19 protein-coding genes and 1 tRNA gene are annotated in these 15,510 nt (G+C 59.9%); 11 read left to right on the top strand and 9 right to left on the bottom strand.

Annotated elements, in window-relative coordinates; genetic code table 11:
• Nucleotides 1-2 precede the first annotated feature (2 nt).
• Together AAFM29_RS06495 and AAFM29_RS06490 are read left to right on the top strand one after the other, a co-directional pair.
• Nucleotides 3-461 (top strand): DUF1178 family protein, encoded by a 459-nt coding sequence (locus AAFM29_RS06495; protein WP_341711992.1) that lies wholly within the window; start codon nt 3-5, stop codon nt 459-461.
• A 38-nt stretch (nt 462-499) separates the two neighbouring features.
• Nucleotides 500-576: transfer RNA gene (locus AAFM29_RS06490), tRNA-Arg, on the top strand.
• Here the strand turns inward: AAFM29_RS06490 and AAFM29_RS06485 are convergent.
• From AAFM29_RS06485 to hppD, 5 genes are all read right to left on the bottom strand, one after another.
• Nucleotides 577-1,749, bottom strand: coding sequence for an MFS transporter (locus tag AAFM29_RS06485; RefSeq protein WP_341711991.1), 1,173 nt, complete (start codon nt 1,747-1,749; stop codon nt 577-579).
• 2 nt (nt 1,750-1,751) lie between these two features.
• Nucleotides 1,752-2,666, bottom strand: coding sequence for a haloalkane dehalogenase (locus AAFM29_RS06480; protein WP_341711990.1), 915 nt, complete (start codon nt 2,664-2,666; stop codon nt 1,752-1,754).
• 46 nt (nt 2,667-2,712) lie between these two features.
• Nucleotides 2,713-3,591 carry a mechanosensitive ion channel family protein gene (locus AAFM29_RS06475; protein ID WP_341711989.1) on the bottom strand — a complete coding sequence of 293 codons (879 nt, stop codon included), beginning with the start codon at nt 3,589-3,591 and terminating at the stop codon, nt 2,713-2,715.
• Nucleotides 3,592-3,671: 80 nt separating this feature from the next.
• Nucleotides 3,672-4,235, bottom strand: coding sequence for a VOC family protein (locus tag AAFM29_RS06470; RefSeq protein ID WP_341711988.1), 564 nt, complete (start codon nt 4,233-4,235; stop codon nt 3,672-3,674).
• Nucleotides 4,232-5,329: a 4-hydroxyphenylpyruvate dioxygenase gene (gene hppD, locus AAFM29_RS06465; protein WP_341711987.1), complete on the bottom strand. Its 1,098-nt coding sequence runs from the start codon at nt 5,327-5,329 to the stop codon at nt 4,232-4,234. The genes AAFM29_RS06470 and hppD overlap by 4 nt, the downstream gene beginning before the upstream one ends.
• Before the next feature lie 153 nt (nt 5,330-5,482).
• On the opposite strand from hppD, the gene AAFM29_RS06460 reads away from it, so the two are divergent.
• From AAFM29_RS06460 to AAFM29_RS06440, 5 genes are all read left to right on the top strand, one after another.
• Nucleotides 5,483-6,004, top strand: coding sequence for a VOC family protein (locus tag AAFM29_RS06460; RefSeq protein ID WP_341711986.1), 522 nt, complete (start codon nt 5,483-5,485; stop codon nt 6,002-6,004).
• A complete protein-coding gene (locus tag AAFM29_RS06455; protein ID WP_341711985.1) occupies nt 6,004-6,639 on the top strand; it encodes a carboxymuconolactone decarboxylase family protein in 636 nt (211 codons plus the stop codon). Before AAFM29_RS06460 ends, AAFM29_RS06455 begins: the two co-directional genes overlap by 1 nt.
• A gap of 78 nt (nt 6,640-6,717) precedes the next feature.
• Nucleotides 6,718-7,032, top strand: coding sequence for a septum formation initiator family protein (locus tag AAFM29_RS06450; RefSeq protein WP_341711984.1), 315 nt, complete (start codon nt 6,718-6,720; stop codon nt 7,030-7,032).
• 126 nt (nt 7,033-7,158) lie between these two features.
• A complete protein-coding gene (pdhA, locus tag AAFM29_RS06445; protein WP_341711983.1) occupies nt 7,159-8,235 on the top strand; it encodes a pyruvate dehydrogenase (acetyl-transferring) E1 component subunit alpha in 1,077 nt (358 codons plus the stop codon).
• 3 nt (nt 8,236-8,238) lie between these two features.
• Entirely contained in the window at nt 8,239-9,606 is a 1,368-nt protein-coding gene (locus AAFM29_RS06440; RefSeq protein ID WP_341711982.1) for a pyruvate dehydrogenase complex E1 component subunit beta, read from the top strand.
• A gap of 22 nt (nt 9,607-9,628) precedes the next feature.
• Here the strand turns inward: AAFM29_RS06440 and AAFM29_RS06435 are convergent, their stop codons facing one another.
• The 3 genes from AAFM29_RS06435 to AAFM29_RS06425 are packed head-to-tail and all read right to left on the bottom strand — an operon-like array spanning nt 9,629 to nt 12,032.
• Nucleotides 9,629-10,063, bottom strand: coding sequence for a TadE/TadG family type IV pilus assembly protein (locus tag AAFM29_RS06435; RefSeq protein WP_341711981.1), 435 nt, complete (start codon nt 10,061-10,063; stop codon nt 9,629-9,631).
• Entirely contained in the window at nt 10,063-10,512 is a 450-nt protein-coding gene (locus AAFM29_RS06430) for a TadE family protein (protein WP_341711980.1), read from the bottom strand. The genes AAFM29_RS06435 and AAFM29_RS06430 overlap by 1 nt, the downstream gene beginning before the upstream one ends.
• Nucleotides 10,512-12,032, bottom strand: coding sequence for a pilus assembly protein TadG-related protein (locus tag AAFM29_RS06425; RefSeq protein ID WP_341711979.1), 1,521 nt, complete (start codon nt 12,030-12,032; stop codon nt 10,512-10,514). The genes AAFM29_RS06430 and AAFM29_RS06425 overlap by 1 nt, the downstream gene beginning before the upstream one ends.
• A 228-nt stretch (nt 12,033-12,260) precedes the next feature.
• Here AAFM29_RS06425 and AAFM29_RS06420 point away from each other — a divergent pair, with 228 nt between their 5' ends.
• Genes AAFM29_RS06420 through AAFM29_RS06410 form a run of 3 tightly spaced genes read left to right on the top strand, consistent with a single transcriptional unit; the run spans nt 12,261 to nt 13,657 of the window.
• Complete coding sequence (locus tag AAFM29_RS06420; protein ID WP_341711978.1) at nt 12,261-12,497, top strand: hypothetical protein; 237 nt, start codon at nt 12,261-12,263, stop codon at nt 12,495-12,497.
• An 8-nt stretch (nt 12,498-12,505) separates the two neighbouring features.
• Nucleotides 12,506-13,165, top strand: coding sequence for a hypothetical protein (locus tag AAFM29_RS06415; protein WP_341711977.1), 660 nt, complete (start codon nt 12,506-12,508; stop codon nt 13,163-13,165).
• Nucleotides 13,166-13,198: 33 nt separating this feature from the next.
• Nucleotides 13,199-13,657 carry an EF-hand domain-containing protein gene (locus AAFM29_RS06410; RefSeq protein ID WP_341711976.1) on the top strand — a complete coding sequence of 153 codons (459 nt, stop codon included), beginning with the start codon at nt 13,199-13,201 and terminating at the stop codon, nt 13,655-13,657.
• Here the strand turns inward: AAFM29_RS06410 and trmFO are convergent.
• Entirely contained in the window at nt 13,654-15,021 is a 1,368-nt protein-coding gene (trmFO, locus tag AAFM29_RS06405; protein WP_341711975.1) for a methylenetetrahydrofolate--tRNA-(uracil(54)-C(5))-methyltransferase (FADH(2)-oxidizing) TrmFO, read from the bottom strand. The two genes, AAFM29_RS06410 and trmFO, sit on opposite strands and share 4 nt — an antisense overlap.
• A 53-nt stretch (nt 15,022-15,074) precedes the next feature.
• Between trmFO and AAFM29_RS06400 the strand changes: the two genes are divergently transcribed.
• Nucleotides 15,075-15,510, top strand: a 436-nt coding sequence (locus AAFM29_RS06400; RefSeq protein WP_341711974.1) for a lysoplasmalogenase family protein, incomplete at its 3' end; no start/stop codon positions are given.

The following is a 15,510-nucleotide window of genomic DNA, read 5'->3' as shown; positions in this document are numbered from 1 at the left end:
CAATGATCGTTTACGACCTTTCCTGCAGCGAGGGCCACCGCTTCGAAGGCTGGTTCGGTTCTTCGACCGACTTTGCCGACCAGCAGGCGCGCGGCCTTATGTCTTGTCCGCAATGCGGGTCCGAAGACGTCACCAAGGCGCCTATGGCTCCGGCGGTTCCAGCCAAGGGAAACAGCAAACCCAATCAACCTGCTCCCACGCAAATGGCGCGCGGAGAAATGCCAGCAGAGGTCAAACAGGCATTGAAAGCGCTGGCAGAGGCACAGGCCAAGGCACTCGAATCGAGCACCTGGGTTGGCGAAGACTTCGCCGAGCGTGTCCGCTCAATGCATTATGGAGAAGTCGACGAGGCTCCGATCCATGGCCAGGCGACCAAGGATGAGGCGGCCGAGATGCTTGCCGAAGGCATCGCGGTGGCACCCTTGCTATTTCCGGTCGCGCCTCCCGACGAACTCAACTGATTGCCTCACGAGTCCGAGCCGCTATACGGGGCCCGGAAGCGCCCGTAGCTCAGCAGGATAGAGCACCAGATTCCTAATCTGGGGGCCACAGGTTCGAATCCTGTCGGGCGCACCACTATTCCCCGAACTTCCGCCCGAATGTCGCCAGCAGGCTCAATGTCAGCGACATCCCGGCCAGAACGATGCAGGTGCCGCCCCAACCAAAGGCGTCGAAAGCGGCAGTTCCAGCGAAGCTCCCGATACCACCGCCGACAAACATCAGGACTACGTAGATCGTCGTCAGTCGCGTGCGGAGCTCTGGCCGAAGGGTCAGGAATGTCATGCGCGAGGTCACGTCGATTCCCGGGCCGACGAGATTGGCGATGAACAGGGGCACCAGCAATGTGGCGAGCGAGCCGCCCAGCGGCCAGAACAGGGAAATTCCCAAGAGCTGGATCAGGGCGAAGATCGCACGTGCCTTGCGCGGACCAATACGGTCAGCCCAGATGCCAAGCCGCGGTGTCGAGATGATGCTGACGGCTGCAATGCCGGCCAGATACCCGACTGTGTCGGTGCCATAACCCATGGATGGCGACGTCAGGTAGAGCGAAAGCGCCAGCCATAGCGCGATGAACTGACCGAAATTCAATGCCTGGATGACGCCCGCCAGCAATATCTCTCGGTGCTCGCGGACCATGGGGAATACCGACAGCAGCAGGGCAGGGTAGGAATGATGGGCCGCCGCATCGCGTTCACCCGGTTCCATCATGCGTGGTAGGAACAGCGTGACCAGCAGCATCAGGGATGTCGCGATCCAGTAGACGGTACGCCATCCGAAATGCTCTGCGACGACCCCTGCGCCAACCCGAGCCACAAGGATGCCGAGGATCGCCCCAGCGGCAATCAAGGCGGTGACCTGTCCCAGCCGTTCGGGCGCAACGCGCTTCGATGCGTAGGCTGGAAGCAGGTAGGGTGTGATGGTGAAGAAGCCCAACAGCGTCGATCCTGCCACGAATGGCAGGAAGCTTCCCGCCAATGTCATGAGCAGCATGGCGAGCGTCTGGCCCGACACGAAGAGGATCGCCAGGCGACGATTGGAGAAGCGATCGCCCAAGGGCAGCAAGAGGAAGATGCCGAGTGCCAGCGCCAGCTGGTTCAGTGCGGGGACCAGGCCGATCCGCGCATGGCTGACCCCAAAGTGATCGGCAACCTCACCGATTATCGGGTGAATGTAATAGGCATTTGCAACTACCACGGCGGCGACGGCTGCCAATAGCTGCTCCTGCCGCCGTGATAGATATGCCGTCATGCTCAAACGAGATGGCCGGCCTTGCGCGCCATGTCGATGATGCCTTGGGAGAGTTCCTGTGGTCGGTCTTCCTGGCTGAAATGGCCACATTTGCTCAGCATGGCGTGGGGCAGGCCCTTCGCACCCTCGATCCGAGTGTTGAGCGCAGGTGCCGCTGAACCGAGAACCGGATCGTCTTCCCCGAACAGGGTCAGGAACGGCGCAGTGAACCCGGCCAGGCCTTCCCATGCCGCCACGTTCTCGGCGATACCGTCCATTCCGTCCTCCACCGGGACGAGCTGGGGGAAGGCGCGGGCGCCGGCCTTGCTGGCTTCGTTGGGGAATGGCGCATTGTATGCTGCCACTTCGGCATCGCTCAGTGGGGTTTGCGTTGCGCGCTGAAGCAGGTCTCCGATCACGAAATCCGGGGACGTCCGGGCAAACTCGCGCCAGGCAAGGAATGCATCGGTGATCTTGCCACCGACCGGAAGCGCAGCGTTGCTCGCGACCACGCAGGTGAAGCGTTCGGGTTCCTGGCCAACCATGCGCAGGCCCAGCAGGCTACCCCAATCCTGGCAGAACAGCGCAGCAGGTCGCGGCTCCACCGCATTGCGCCACTGCTTCAACCAATCGACGTGGCGGGCATAAGTGTAGAACGAAATGTCGTCCGGCTTGTCGCTCTTACCGAAGCCGATGAGATCGGGGGCGAGCACGCGAAATCCCGCATCGACCAGGATGGGAATCATCTTGCGGTAAAGGAATGACCAGCTCGGTTCACCATGGAACAACAGGACAGGCGGGGCCGATTTGTCGCCTTCGTCCAGATAGTGCTGGCGCGCTGTAAGCCCGTCGCCAAGGTCGACCGTGAACCAGTTCTCGGCAAACGGGTAGTCTGGCAGGTTCGCAAAACGTTCAGCTGGGGTGCGCAAGATTTCCATGGGGGGCTCTCCTCGTCGACCGGGAATCCGGTCTCGAATCGAAACCCTAAGGAGTCTTCTTTCGCGTGTCACCTAACTGACTGACGGGCACCGTTTCCTTGAAGGTGTGTGTTATGTGCGGGAACGGGATTTCGATGTGCGATTCATCCAGCCCCGCTTTGATAGCGCGAATGACCTTGTCCCTGCTTTCCCATCCGGCCCGCGGGCTTGAACCCGCCCACCAGCGCACGAGGAAATCGACCGAGCTGCTGTTGAATTCCTGCGCAAAGATGTCGACACCCTTGCTGGCCAGCACATCCTCCACACCTTCGACGGCGCGACGGATGATGTCCGCCGCGTGATCGAGGTTAGTGTCATAGGATACGCCGACAGCGATCTGGTACCGCCGAAAATCCTCGTCGGTGAGGATCTCCACCGGGTTCTTGAAGAGTACGGAGTTCGGAACGACGAGAAGTTCGCCAGATTGCTTGCGGATATGGGTTTCACGCATGCAGATGTGTTCGACCTTGCCGGCAATCCCCTGACACTCGATAACGTCACCGATGCGCATCTTCTCGCGCACCATGATGAGGACGCCGGCAAGGAAGTTCTCGAAGATGTCCTGGAATGCGAAGCCGATCGCCACCGCGCCAATACCAAGGCCGGCGAGCATGCTGGCAAAGGTAAGATCGGGGAGCACGACCACTGCGGCGGCAAAGAGCCCGAAGATCCAGATCGCCAACCGTACAAGTGTGTCGAGCAGTGATTTCAGGCTTGCCCGCATTTCGGTGCGCCCAACCAGCATGTCGGAGATACGCACGGCGAAGCGCGCAACGATCCACGTTGCGAAGAGGATTAACAGGGCGATGCCAAGTGCGGGCAGGGTCTCGACCAGACCCTTGCCCATTTCTTCCAGCTGGCCACGTAGCGTGCCGATGTAATTCACGCGTGAGGAACTCCCTTTCGAGGCCAACGGTATGGCGGGAAGGTAGTTCCGAATTCCTCAGGAGGATTGCTTAGCCGATATTAGCCAAGACCGTGTTCCTTGCGGGCGATCTCATGCAGCCAGTCGGCGTGGCGCGGGGCCTTCTTGGTCTGACTCCATTCCTCGAGCATCACCGGGGCGACACGCTTCAGTTCGGCATATTGCTCGGCGGTGCCGATATCGGTCGCCAGTTCGACGCGGTGGCCGTTGGGATCGAAAAAATAGATCGACTTGAAGATGCCGTGATGCGTGGGGCCGAGTACATCGATGCCGAGGCTTTCGACATGCGCCTTCGCCGCGAGCAGTTCTTCTTCGGAACCGACACGGAAAGCAAGGTGTTGGACCCAAGCTGGGGTATTCTCGTCGCGGCCCATATCGGGCTGGTTGGGCAGTTCGAAGAAGGCGAGGACGTTGCCGTTACCCGCGTCGAGGAACACGTGCATGTAGGGGTCATATTCCCCGGTCGAAGGCACGTGGTCTTCCGCAAAGGCGGTGGTGTAGTCCATGCCCAGGACTTTGCCGTACCATTCGACGGTCTCTTTCGCGTCCTTGCAGCGATAGGCGGTGTGATGAATCCCGCCCAGTTTTACCGGGTGCGCGCTCATTCCGCTGGCTCCACTTCCAACACTCCGCGACGAATCTGGTCGCGTTCCATGCTTTCAAACAACGCCTTGAAGTTGCCTTCGCCGAAGCCCTCGTCACCCTTGCGCTGGATGAATTCGAAAAACACCGGCCCGACCTGCGCCTCGGCAAAGATCTGGAGCAGCAGGCGCGGGGTGCCACCTTCGGTTGTCCCGTCGAGCAGGATGCCGCGCATCTTGAGCTGGCCTTCGTCTTCGCCATGGCCTGGCAGTCGCTCAGATAGCATCTCGTAGTAGGTTTCGGGCGGGGCGGTCATGAAGGGAACGCCGAGCTGCTTGAGGTTGTCCCAGCAGCCGATAAGGTCGTCACAGATCAGCGCGATATGCTGGATACCTTCACCGTTGAATTCGCGCAGGAATTCTTCGATCTGACCCTTGCCGCCTTCGCCTTCCTCGTTGAGGGGAATGCGGATCTTTCCGTCGGGTGCGGTCAGCGCCTTGGAGGTCAGGCCGGTATATTCGCCCTTGATGTCGAAGAACCGGATTTCGCGGAAGTTGAACAGCGTCTCATAATAATCCGCCCAATACTTCATGCGGCCATTGTAGACGTTGTGGGTGAGGTGATCGATCAGCTTGAAGCCTGCGCCAACCGGATGTTTCTCAACCCCGGGCAGGTATTCGAAATCGATATCGTAGATCGACAGGCCATTGCCTTCCTCATTCTCATAGCGATCGATGAGGTAGACGATCGCGCCGCCGATGCCGCGGATAGCGGGGATGTGCAGTTCCATCGGGCCGGTCTGGACGGCAACTGGTTCTGCGCCACGCGCAAGCAACTCAGCATAGGCCTTACGAGCGTCACGCACACGGAAGCCCATGCCGCAGGCTGACGGGCCGTGTTCGCGGGCAAAGAACCAGGCGGCGCTGCGCGGTTCGTAGTTGAGGATCAGGTTGATCTGCCCCTGACGCCACAGTTCGACATCTTTCGATCGGTGGGTGGCGACGTGGGTAAAGCCCATCGCTTTGAACACCGGTTCGATCACGCCCTTTTCCGGAGCGCAGAATTCGACGAACTCGAAGCCGTCGAGACCGATGGGGTTTTCGAAGAGATCAGCCATTGTCACCCTCTGGAAGCTGGATTGGTTTCAAGGGAAACTAGTTACACCTGAAACCGGTTGGTGTCAAGGAAACCCCCGGGATTTGTTACGCATGGTTCCGATTGCGTGATGGACCGATGCTTGGCATCCTGCGAGGACAGAGGAGGGCCTGGCATGTTCAAGGTGAAGGGGATTAATCATATCGCGCTGGTCTGTCGCGACATGAAGGAGACCGTCGAATTCTACAGCGGCGTGTTGGGCATGCCGCTGGTGAAGACGGTACAACTGCCCGATGGCGGGCAGCATTTCTTCTTCGATTGCGGGGGCGGGGCGGCGGTCGCCTTCTTCTGGTGGAAGGACGGCCCTCCTGCAGCACCGGGTATAGCCTCGGTCAAAAGCTTTCCCTATGATTCAAAAACCGCGGTCGGCTCGATGAACCACATCGCTTTCGACATGGAGGAAAGCGAACTCGAAACGGCTGTCGACAAGTTGGAAGCCGCAGGCATTCCGCACACCCATGCGGTGGTCAACCATGACGACAGCCAGATGGGCGTTGCCCGCGATATGCATGACGGCGTGTTCGTCCGCTCGGTCTATTTCACCGACCCCAATGGGATCATGATGGAATTCGCCGCCTATACCAAGGCGTTCACTGCGGAAGACGTTCGCCACGAACCGGCAACGGTGGACGCCTGATGCCCCGCCTGCGCGAAGTCCCCCGCAACGAAGCCGATGCCGAAGTCGCACTCCCGCTTTACAAGCTGCTGTTCGGCGAACGCGATCCAGTGGTGGATCCGGGAACCGATACCGGTACGCCGGGAGATTGGTGGACCGTCTTTGCCAATTCCCCCGACACGCTGAAGCATGCGGCGCAAGGTTTCGGTTATTATCGCAACCCTGCGCGCCAGATCGATCCAGTCCTGCGCGAATTGGGGCAGACCTGGGCGGGTTACGCGGTAGGCAGCCAGTTCGTCTTCTCCCAACACTGCAAGAGCCTGCGCGGGCTCGGTGTCAGCGACGAAAAGATCGCGGCGTTGCCGACCTGGCAGACGAGTGATTTGTTCAATGCGCGTGAGCGGTTGGTCCTGGCTTATGCGGACCGGCTGGTAACGCATCGGGGGAGGGTGCCCGATGCGCTGTTCACTGAGCTGAAGGCGGAGTTCTCCGACATCGAGATTCTCGAGCTCACCTACATCACCTGTCTCTACGATATGCATGCGGTGATGAGCAAAGCGCTGCGGACCGAATTCGACGACCGCGACGACCCCATTGTCGAGGTTGCGGCGCCCGAGGATTTCTCGGCTCGCGACTTCCTTGATACGGGGCGCTAGAATCACATCGGAGGAAATTCGCACCGGGTCGCCGCTAAGCCTCTTGCGCGCGACTCGGCTTTGTGATTCTGTGTCACTATGCAGCGGGGCAAATCCATGGTGACATTGCGGAGGGCTAAGGCGACCCAGCACGGTGCGCTGGCAGCTCTGCTCGTCATGGCGGGTATCGCCATTGCCGGGCCTTCCGGGCTGTTGGCGTGGAGCGAGAACCTGCGCTTGCTTGATCAGCGCCATGCCCAATTGGCCAAGCTGGAAAAAGAGCGCAAGGCGCTGGCCAATCGCGTCGCGCTGCTCAATCAGGATCACGCCGATCCGGACATGGTGGGCGAGCTGCTGCGCAGCCAGCTCAACGTCGTTCACCCCGACGAGGTTGTGGTCAAGCTCGACGACTGACGCCCTAGCGCACAGGTTTCCGTAAGGGTTTTCGTATGCACCGATGCGCACACCGTTGCGCGGGGTATGCCGCTGTGCCTATAGGCCACGACATATTCCTCCCCGGAAGAACAAGGATTGGATGTCTTGGCCAAAGCCCCCAGGAGCAAGAAACCCGCAGCGAAGTCCCCGGCTGAGGATATCGCCTTCGTCCTCCATTCGTTGCAGGAAGCGCTCGAAAAACAGCGCCGCTACGATGCCAGCAAGGACGAGATGCTGCACTTCTATGAGCAGATGCTGCTCATCCGCCGCTTCGAGGAGCGTGCCGGCCAGCTCTACGGGCTGGGACTGATCGGCGGCTTCTGCCACCTGTATATCGGCCAGGAAGCCGTTGCGGTCGGCCTACAGTCAGCCCTCAACGACGGTCTCGACAGCGTCATCACGGGCTATCGCGATCACGGTCACATGCTCGCCTACGGCATCGATCCCAAGGTGATCATGGCTGAGTTGACCGGCCGCGAAGCCGGTATTTCGAAGGGCAAAGGCGGGTCGATGCACATGTTCTCGACCGAGCATAAATTCTATGGCGGCCACGGTATCGTTGGCGCGCAGGTTTCGCTGGGCGGTGGGCTAGCGCTCGCGCACCAGTACAACGGTGATGGAGGCCTTTGCCTCGCATATTTCGGCGATGGTGCCGCAAATCAGGGCCAGGTCTACGAGACGATGAACATGGCGGCGCTGTGGAAGCTGCCGATCGTGTTCGTGGTCGAGAACAACCAGTATGCCATGGGCACTGCGGTAACACGCAGCTCGGCTGAAACCGAATTCCATCGCCGCGGCACTGCATTCCGAATCCCGGGGATGGACGTCAACGGCATGGACGTGCTCGAGGTGCGTCAGGCAGCGGAGATTGCCTTCAAGCATGTCCGCGAAGGGCTCGGACCTGTGCTTATGGAATGCAATACCTATCGCTATCGCGGTCACTCCATGTCCGACCCGGCAAAGTATCGTACGCGTGAGGAAGTGCAGGACGTGCGCGAACACAAGGACCCGATCGAGGGTCTCAAGAAGATCCTGCTCGAGAATGGCTCGACCGAAGAAGACCTCAAGGCCATCGACAAGGACATCCGCAAGATCGTGACCGACGCCGCAGACTTTGCCGAAACCTCGCCAGAGCCGCAGCCTGGAGAACTCTACACCGATGTTCTGGTGGAGGAGTACTGAGCCATGGCTATCGAACTCAAGATGCCCGCGCTTTCGCCCACCATGGAAGAGGGCACGCTGGCCAAATGGCTTAAGCAGGAAGGCGATACCATCGCCGCTGGTGACATCATCGCCGAGATCGAAACCGACAAGGCGACGATGGAGTTCGAGGCGGTTGATGAAGGCACGCTCGGCCAGATCCTGGTGCCCGAAGGCACCGAGGGAGTGAAGGTTGGTACTGTCATCGCGATGATCGCAGGCGAGGGCGAAGATGCTTCTGCACCTGCGCCAGCTCCGGCAGCTGAGACCAAGCCTGCCCCTGAACCTGTCGAAGCTCCGGCTACGGCAACCTCCGCCCCCGTCCGCAAGGATGGTGTGCGCGATCCCGAAGTTCCCGAGGGTACCGCATTCACTGCCACCACCGTGCGCGAAGCATTGCGCGACGCCATGGCCGAGGAGATGCGCCGCGATCCGCGTGTCTTCGTGATGGGTGAGGAAGTCGCGCAGTATCAGGGTGCCTACAAGGTCACACAGGGCTTGCTCGACGAATTTGGTCCCAAGCGCGTGATCGATACGCCGATCACAGAATACGGCTTCGCCGGTATCGGTACCGGTGCCGCGATGGGAGGCCTGCGTCCGATCGTCGAATTCATGACCTTCAACTTCGCCATGCAGGCGATTGATCACATTATTAACTCAGCGGCCAAGACCAACTACATGTCGGGCGGGCAGATGCGTTGCCCTGTCGTGTTCCGCGGCCCCAATGGTGCGGCGAGCCGCGTCGGTGCACAGCATAGCCAGAACTATGGGCCCTGGTACGCCAGCGTTCCCGGCCTGATCGTGATTGCTCCCTATGACGCCGCCGATGCCAAGGGGCTGATGAAGGCCGCAATCCGTTGCGAAGACCCGGTGGTCTTCCTCGAAAACGAACTGGTCTATGGCCGCAGTTTCGATGTGCCAGACCTAGACGACTACGTTCTGCCCATCGGCAAAGCTCGTCTCATGCGCGAAGGGTCCGACGTAACGATCGTGAGCTATTCGATCGGGGTCGGCCTTGCGCTCGAGGCTGCCGATCAACTGGCGGGTGAGGGTATCGGCGCCGAAGTTATCGACCTGCGCACGCTGCGCCCGCTCGACAAGGAAGCGATCCTGACCTCGCTCGCCAAGACGAATCGCCTGATCGTCGCGGAAGAGGGCTGGCCGGTCTGCTCGATCGCTTCCGAAGTGATGGCGATCTGCATGGAAGAGGGCTTCGATCACCTGGACGCGCCGGTCCTTCGAGTGTGCGACGAAGACGTCCCGCTGCCATACGCCGCGAACCTCGAGAAGTTGGCGCTTATCGGCACACCGCGCATCGTCGCGGCTGCAAAGAAGGTCTGCTATCGCGATTGAGCGCAAGCGGACCTTCACAGTCCTATTCGTCGATCACGAAGATTGGCCGGCTGTAGCTCAACTCGGGCATCGTGATTGCCATGATCGGCATGAAGTTCGGCGGCGTGTAAGTGATTGTGAGGGTCTTTTCAAAAGTCCCGTCCACGCGCGGCGTGGCAACGGGATCAACCGCGATCAAAGGCGGTGTACCGCGAAGCGCGTAGGGTGGCGAAGCAGCGAGATTCTGCGCGTAGCTCTGCAGCGCAGCGTCGCTTACCTCATTCTTCTTCATATATTCGACGGTGGCGTATCGGGCGGTGTCGGACGCGATCGAGCGCATTGCGTTGTACGATTGCATGCTCGCACCGATCTGTATCACGCCGAAGATCATGCCGAAGACGACCGGTGCGAGAATGGCGAACTCGACAAGGGCAGAGCCGGTCTCGTCGCGCCAAAGCTTGGGAAGATAATGTCGCATCAAGACACCTGTACCCGGCGAGTGATGTCAAAATTGACCGGATTGCCGACGCCGAAGCTCGTCCAGACGGGCGTATAGGTGTCCCGCATGCGAATCTCGATGAACTCGGAGATTTCCGCACCTGTCGCGCAACTGGCCACCGAAGCGACCAGCGACGTGTCGGCATTGCAGCGGAACCTCTGGGTTAATGTTACCTTATCGGTCGCAAGCCCCGTAGATGCCTCCACGATCGATTCAATCATGTCCCGGTCTGACTGATTGTCCGGTGCGTTGGCCATCACCACCGCAGCTGCCTCGGCAGCGGCTGCCTGAAGCTCATTGTTGCGAGCAACGATTCTGCTCACCTCGAACCCGCCGAATGCGAGCGACGCGAGCACCGGGAGGACGAAGGCCGTCTCTATGACAACCGAGCCAGCCTTGTCGTGGATTAGGGAGCGAAGGCGATTCATCACGAAACCAGCCTAACTCTCGTACCGCCGCCGCCGACCACGACATCGTGCTTCGCACCTGGAGGGCAAAGTGTGGTGAGGTCGGTCGTGCCGCTTAACTGTAGCGTGTTTGAGAAGATCGAGAGGCACTCACTGCTTGCGCGCATGGTACCGGCAAGCTGCAAGTCGCTCTTGGGCAGGTAGATGATGCCATTGAGGTCAACGTTGGCGTTGCCGGTAATCTTGCTGTTGCTGGAACCAGACGAGCTAGGGTCTTCGAAAATCAGGATGCCTTCGATCTTGTCGGCCAGGTCCATCGAGACGCCGGCAGCGACCAGTTCGGTCGAGCTCATCGGTGTCAGGTTGATCGTTCCACCCGTGATCTGAATCTCGGCACCGTCTTTCAGCACGAACATCACGCCGGTGCCGGTAAGGCTATGGCCGGTGATCTTGATCTTGCCGCCGTTGATTACGTAAATTCCGCTCGACAGCACTGTATCGCACGAAATCTCGAAGTCGGAGTAGGTGCCAGGAAGCATCGCCCCGGCATTTACCGACGCCTGGACTTTGTTGGTGTAGACATATGCCGTTGTAGAAAGCTTTTCTTCCCAGATAGTGTCCGGGCCGTTGCCGGTCTTCTTGTAGAGACCGCTGCTGGCTTGCGCAGAAACATAGTCGTACGGCTCAGTGTTGAACGACATGTTCATCGTGTTCACGACACTCGTAGTCGGTGCGAGTGCACCCGCATAGACGATGACTCCGTTGCCCTCTGCTTTGGTCGCGTTCTGGCCTTGGAAGTAACGATACGTCGCAGTTTCTGTTGCGCGCTCATCGGCCGTCCAGTTGGCACTGGATGACCCACATGACAAAGTACGCGGTGTCGGATTGTCGGGCGGGCTGTATCCATCGAACGGATCAGTCAGGTCCTCGAGGTTCTCGACGATGTCCGAATTAGCGAACGCATCCATCCCGTCGCTGACGCCGCCGCCAGAGATGGCAAAGGTGATGTTCTGTGGGCCTGAGCTGCCGTTCGTACGCACTGCGTCACTTGCATTGGATCGCGCACCAACACCACACGCAGCATCGACTGTGGGACCACCATTGAGCCACAATGCCTTGCTGGCCGAAGGGTTCAGCGCATAGAGGCAGGGCGTGTAGCTTTCCAGATCCTCGAAGGAGGCCTGTGCATCGACCGCGATGACTGTGGAGCGACCCAGCATGAAGTTGGAGAAGGGAAGGTTGGTCGTGATCGAGGCCGTAACAACCACGCTGTTCTGCGTCTTCCCGTCGTAGTCCGCGACGGCCGATGTGACCGCCGGTGCATAAGTCGAGGTTGTTGAGAGGTTCGCCGTGAATTCCTGCAGTGCCCGAGTTTGATAATAGGTGCCGGAGTCACCGTTGCCGCGCGCCCAGGCTCCGGCAATGGCCGCCTGGTCGGCGGCATACTGCAGCTCTCGCTGGAACATGTAATACTGTGCCACGTCGATGCCCAGGCCAGCTGCCCCGAAGATAGCCGGAGCGGCCATGGCGGTCAGCATCATGGCGTTACCCGTCGTGTCCTTGCGAAGGCGACGCCAGAAACCTTGATTGTGCATCTCGAGAGACTCCGAAAGACAACTCTTGCGCAGGCTATCTACTCATTGCGTATCAAGGACATGTCGACAAACACGGTTAAGATCAGATAAATTGGGGTATATTCGGCGCGCTTCAAACTGGCGAAGTGATAGAGCTTCGAGCGCCCTTGATCGTTACAGGGTTGCACGTACCCGATGGTCGTGCCTGATAATAAAACACATAAAAACAGTGATATAATGGGCCTTGATCGTGCCAGTTGTGTGATTTTCGGCACCCTTGGCGATGAGAATCTTCTCGATATAGCCAGCCATTGGGACCGAGTTTTGAACCAGACCACGTTGGCCTGTTCACCGCTAACGCAAATGATGAACGGCGCGGCAACCTTTGGAGTCCCTGTCTGGGGTTTCGCCATGGACGGGCTGGCGGCATAGGGTGTGGGATGTTTCATGATGCGCAGACTTTCGGGCCCGAGCTAGAAGTGGCGCTCGCCTATGCGATGGGTCGTGATCGCCCCTTGCTGGCAAGTTTCCTAGGCTTCGATCACGCACTCGCGCGGGCACTGGCGGTGGCCAGCGAGCCGATAGTCGGGCAGCTTAGATTGGCCTGGTGGCGCGATGCGTTGATTGCGGAGCCAGCGGTTCGATCTCAAGGGAATCCCCAGTTGACCGAACTGTCGGCTCATTTCGGTCGGCATCTTGGCCATCTCGTATCGATGGTGGACGGATGGGAGGCTCTCTTACTGGCTGAGCCCTTGGACGTCGTTGCAATCGAGGCCTTCGCTACTGGGCGGGCCGAAGGGTGGCAAGTCATAGCCAATGCCTTGGGTTGCAAGGATGATGGCACCGCCGTTTACCAGGCCGGGCGATTGTGGGCATTGGCCGACCTTGCATCAAAGCTGGACGATCCGGGTGAGCGCGATCTCGTGCTCGGCTACGCGAACGATTTGGGCACCGGCTTGGCTCGGTTTTCTCGCAGACTCAGGCCTCTGGCCGTGCTCGCGGTGCTTTCGCAGAGGTCGATCAAGGAGCGAGGAACCGCCTTGATGAGTGGGCGGCGAAGTGCGTTGACCGCATTGCGCGTTGGCCTGTTTGGGATGTAAACCCCTAGAAACGCTCGGCAAAGGAATCGGCGGATGAAGGGCGTAGTCCTTGGCAGTGCGGTCAGCCTGACACTGGCTGGCGTTGGCTTGTTCTGGTGGTCTGGACGCGCGCAGATAGAAGATGCGGCACCACCTCCTCTGGTGGATCGGCCTGCTCCAGCGCAGAGCGACGTACCGGTCGCTGGAGCGGGAAATCTGATTGGCCCGGAGCCGCCCGAAGCCAGCGAACTGTCCAAGGAACAACAGCGCTTCTTTCGGTATGATCGCAACCGCGATTGGAGGATCAGCCGGACCGAGATGCTCTCGACCCGGACCGATGCGTTCCGAAAACTGGACAAGGACGGCAATAACTTGCTCGACTTCGAGGAATGGGCTGTGGCGACGGTCGACAAGTTCGAGGGGGCGGACGTGGATGGAGACAACCAGCTTTCGCCAGCCGAGTTTGCCAAGACCGCACCCAAACCGGTGAGGAAAAGGGCCTGTGCCTGTTAGGCGAGAACCGTTTCTTCCGAATTGAGCCACGCTTCGAGATCGGCCTTGGCCCGGGAGGTATAGGCCTCCTTGCGCACCTTCTTGCCGACTTCGTGTAAGGGCGGAAACAAGCCAAAGTTGACGTTCATAGGCTGGAAGGTTTCTACTTCGGCGTCGCCGGTGATATGCGCGAGCAAAGCACCGAATGCAGTGGTGCGCGGCAAGGCGCGCCAGCTTCGCCCGGCCAGTTCGGTGGCTGCCATGATCCCGCAGAGAAGGCCGATCGCGGCACTTTCCACGTAACCTTCGCACCCAGTGACCTGACCTGCAAAGCGGATGTGCGGCGCGCTCTTGAGCCTAAGCTGCCGGTCGAGCACCAATGGTGAGTTGAGGAAGGTATTACGGTGTAAGCCCCCGAGGCGCGCAAACTCGGCATTCTCGAGGCCCGGAATGGTCCTGAAAAGCTCGACCTGTGCGCCATGCTTCAGCTTGGTCTGGAAGCCGACCATGTTCCACAGCGTGCCCAGCTTGTTGTCTTGCCGCAGTTGGACCACGGCGTAGGGCCAGCGGCCCTGCGGAAACTCAGGTGTGGTATCGCGAGGATTGTCGAGCCCGACCGGTTTCATCGGCCCGAAGCGCAGGGTATCAACGCCGCGCGCAGCCATGACCTCGATCGGCATGCACCCATCGAAATATGGGGTATCGGCTTCCCACTCCTTGAATTCGGTCTTTTCGCCGTCGAGCAGGCCTTGGTGGAAAGCGAGATACTGCTCCTTGGTCATCGGGCAGTTGATGTAATCCCCTTCCGCGTTCGAGGCTTCGGTCCGCTTGTTCCAGCGCGACTGGATCCAGCAGACATCCATGTCGATGCTGTCGCGATGGACGATTGGGGCGATCGCGTCGAAGAAAGCCAGCCGGTCCTGCCCGGTTGCGCCAACGATGCTTTCCGCCAGCGATTGTGCCGTGAGTGGACCTGTGGCGACAATCGTCGGGCCTGAAGAGGGGAGGGCATCGATACGCTCGCGGACGATTTCCACATTGGGATGACGTGACAACGCCTTCTCGACCTCTGACGAGAACACGTCGCGGTCGACGGCCATCGCTGATCCGGCCGGTACCCGCGCAACTTCGCCGGCTCGCATGATCAGGCTGTCCAGCCGACGCATCTCGTGGTGGAGCAGTCCCACAGCGTTCTTTGCATCGTCGTCGGAACGGAAGCTGTTCGAGCAGACCAGTTCGGCCAATCCGTCGGTCTGATGCGCCGGGGTCACGCTACCGCTGCCGCGCATTTCCGACAGGCGTACGCGGAAGCCGCGCTGAGCGAGTTGCCAAGCGGCCTCGCTACCGGCGAGCCCGCCGCCGATGATGTGGATATCGTGGGTCATCAGGGGCGCCCTAATGCTTGCATGGGCCGTTCGACAAGGCCTAGCGTCCGGCCATGCCGCGCCGCGCCCTTATCAACCATCGCCCCTGGCTGCTCCTGAGCCTGCTTTTCGGAGTAACCTACTTCTTTGCATCTGAGGAGCCGATTGGCGGAATCTGGTTGATCTTGTGGAAGGGTGCGGGGGTCGGCTTCCTTGCCGTCTATGCGGCTTTGCGTGGCAAGGGTGTCGATGGCGCGCTTGTTGCATTGGCTATGGCGCTGGGTGCGGCCGGGGATATGGCGCTGGAATTGGACTTCCTTGTCGGCGGTACATTGTTCGCCTTGGGTCACTTCGTGGCGATTGGGCTCTATCTTCGCAATCGGCGGGCAAAGATCGCATCAAGTCAGTTGTTGGCGGGTTTGGCGCTCTTGGCTTTGACCCCGTTGATCGCCGCATCGATGGTCTACCCATTGCCCAACTGGGGTGTCGCAACGATCTACTCAGCGATAG

This window comes from Erythrobacter sp. (genome assembly GCF_038133525.1).
Lineage (GTDB): Bacteria > Pseudomonadota > Alphaproteobacteria > Sphingomonadales > Sphingomonadaceae > Qipengyuania.
Note: the sequence above shows the minus strand (reverse complement) of the source record. Positions and strands in the feature narration are given on the sequence as shown.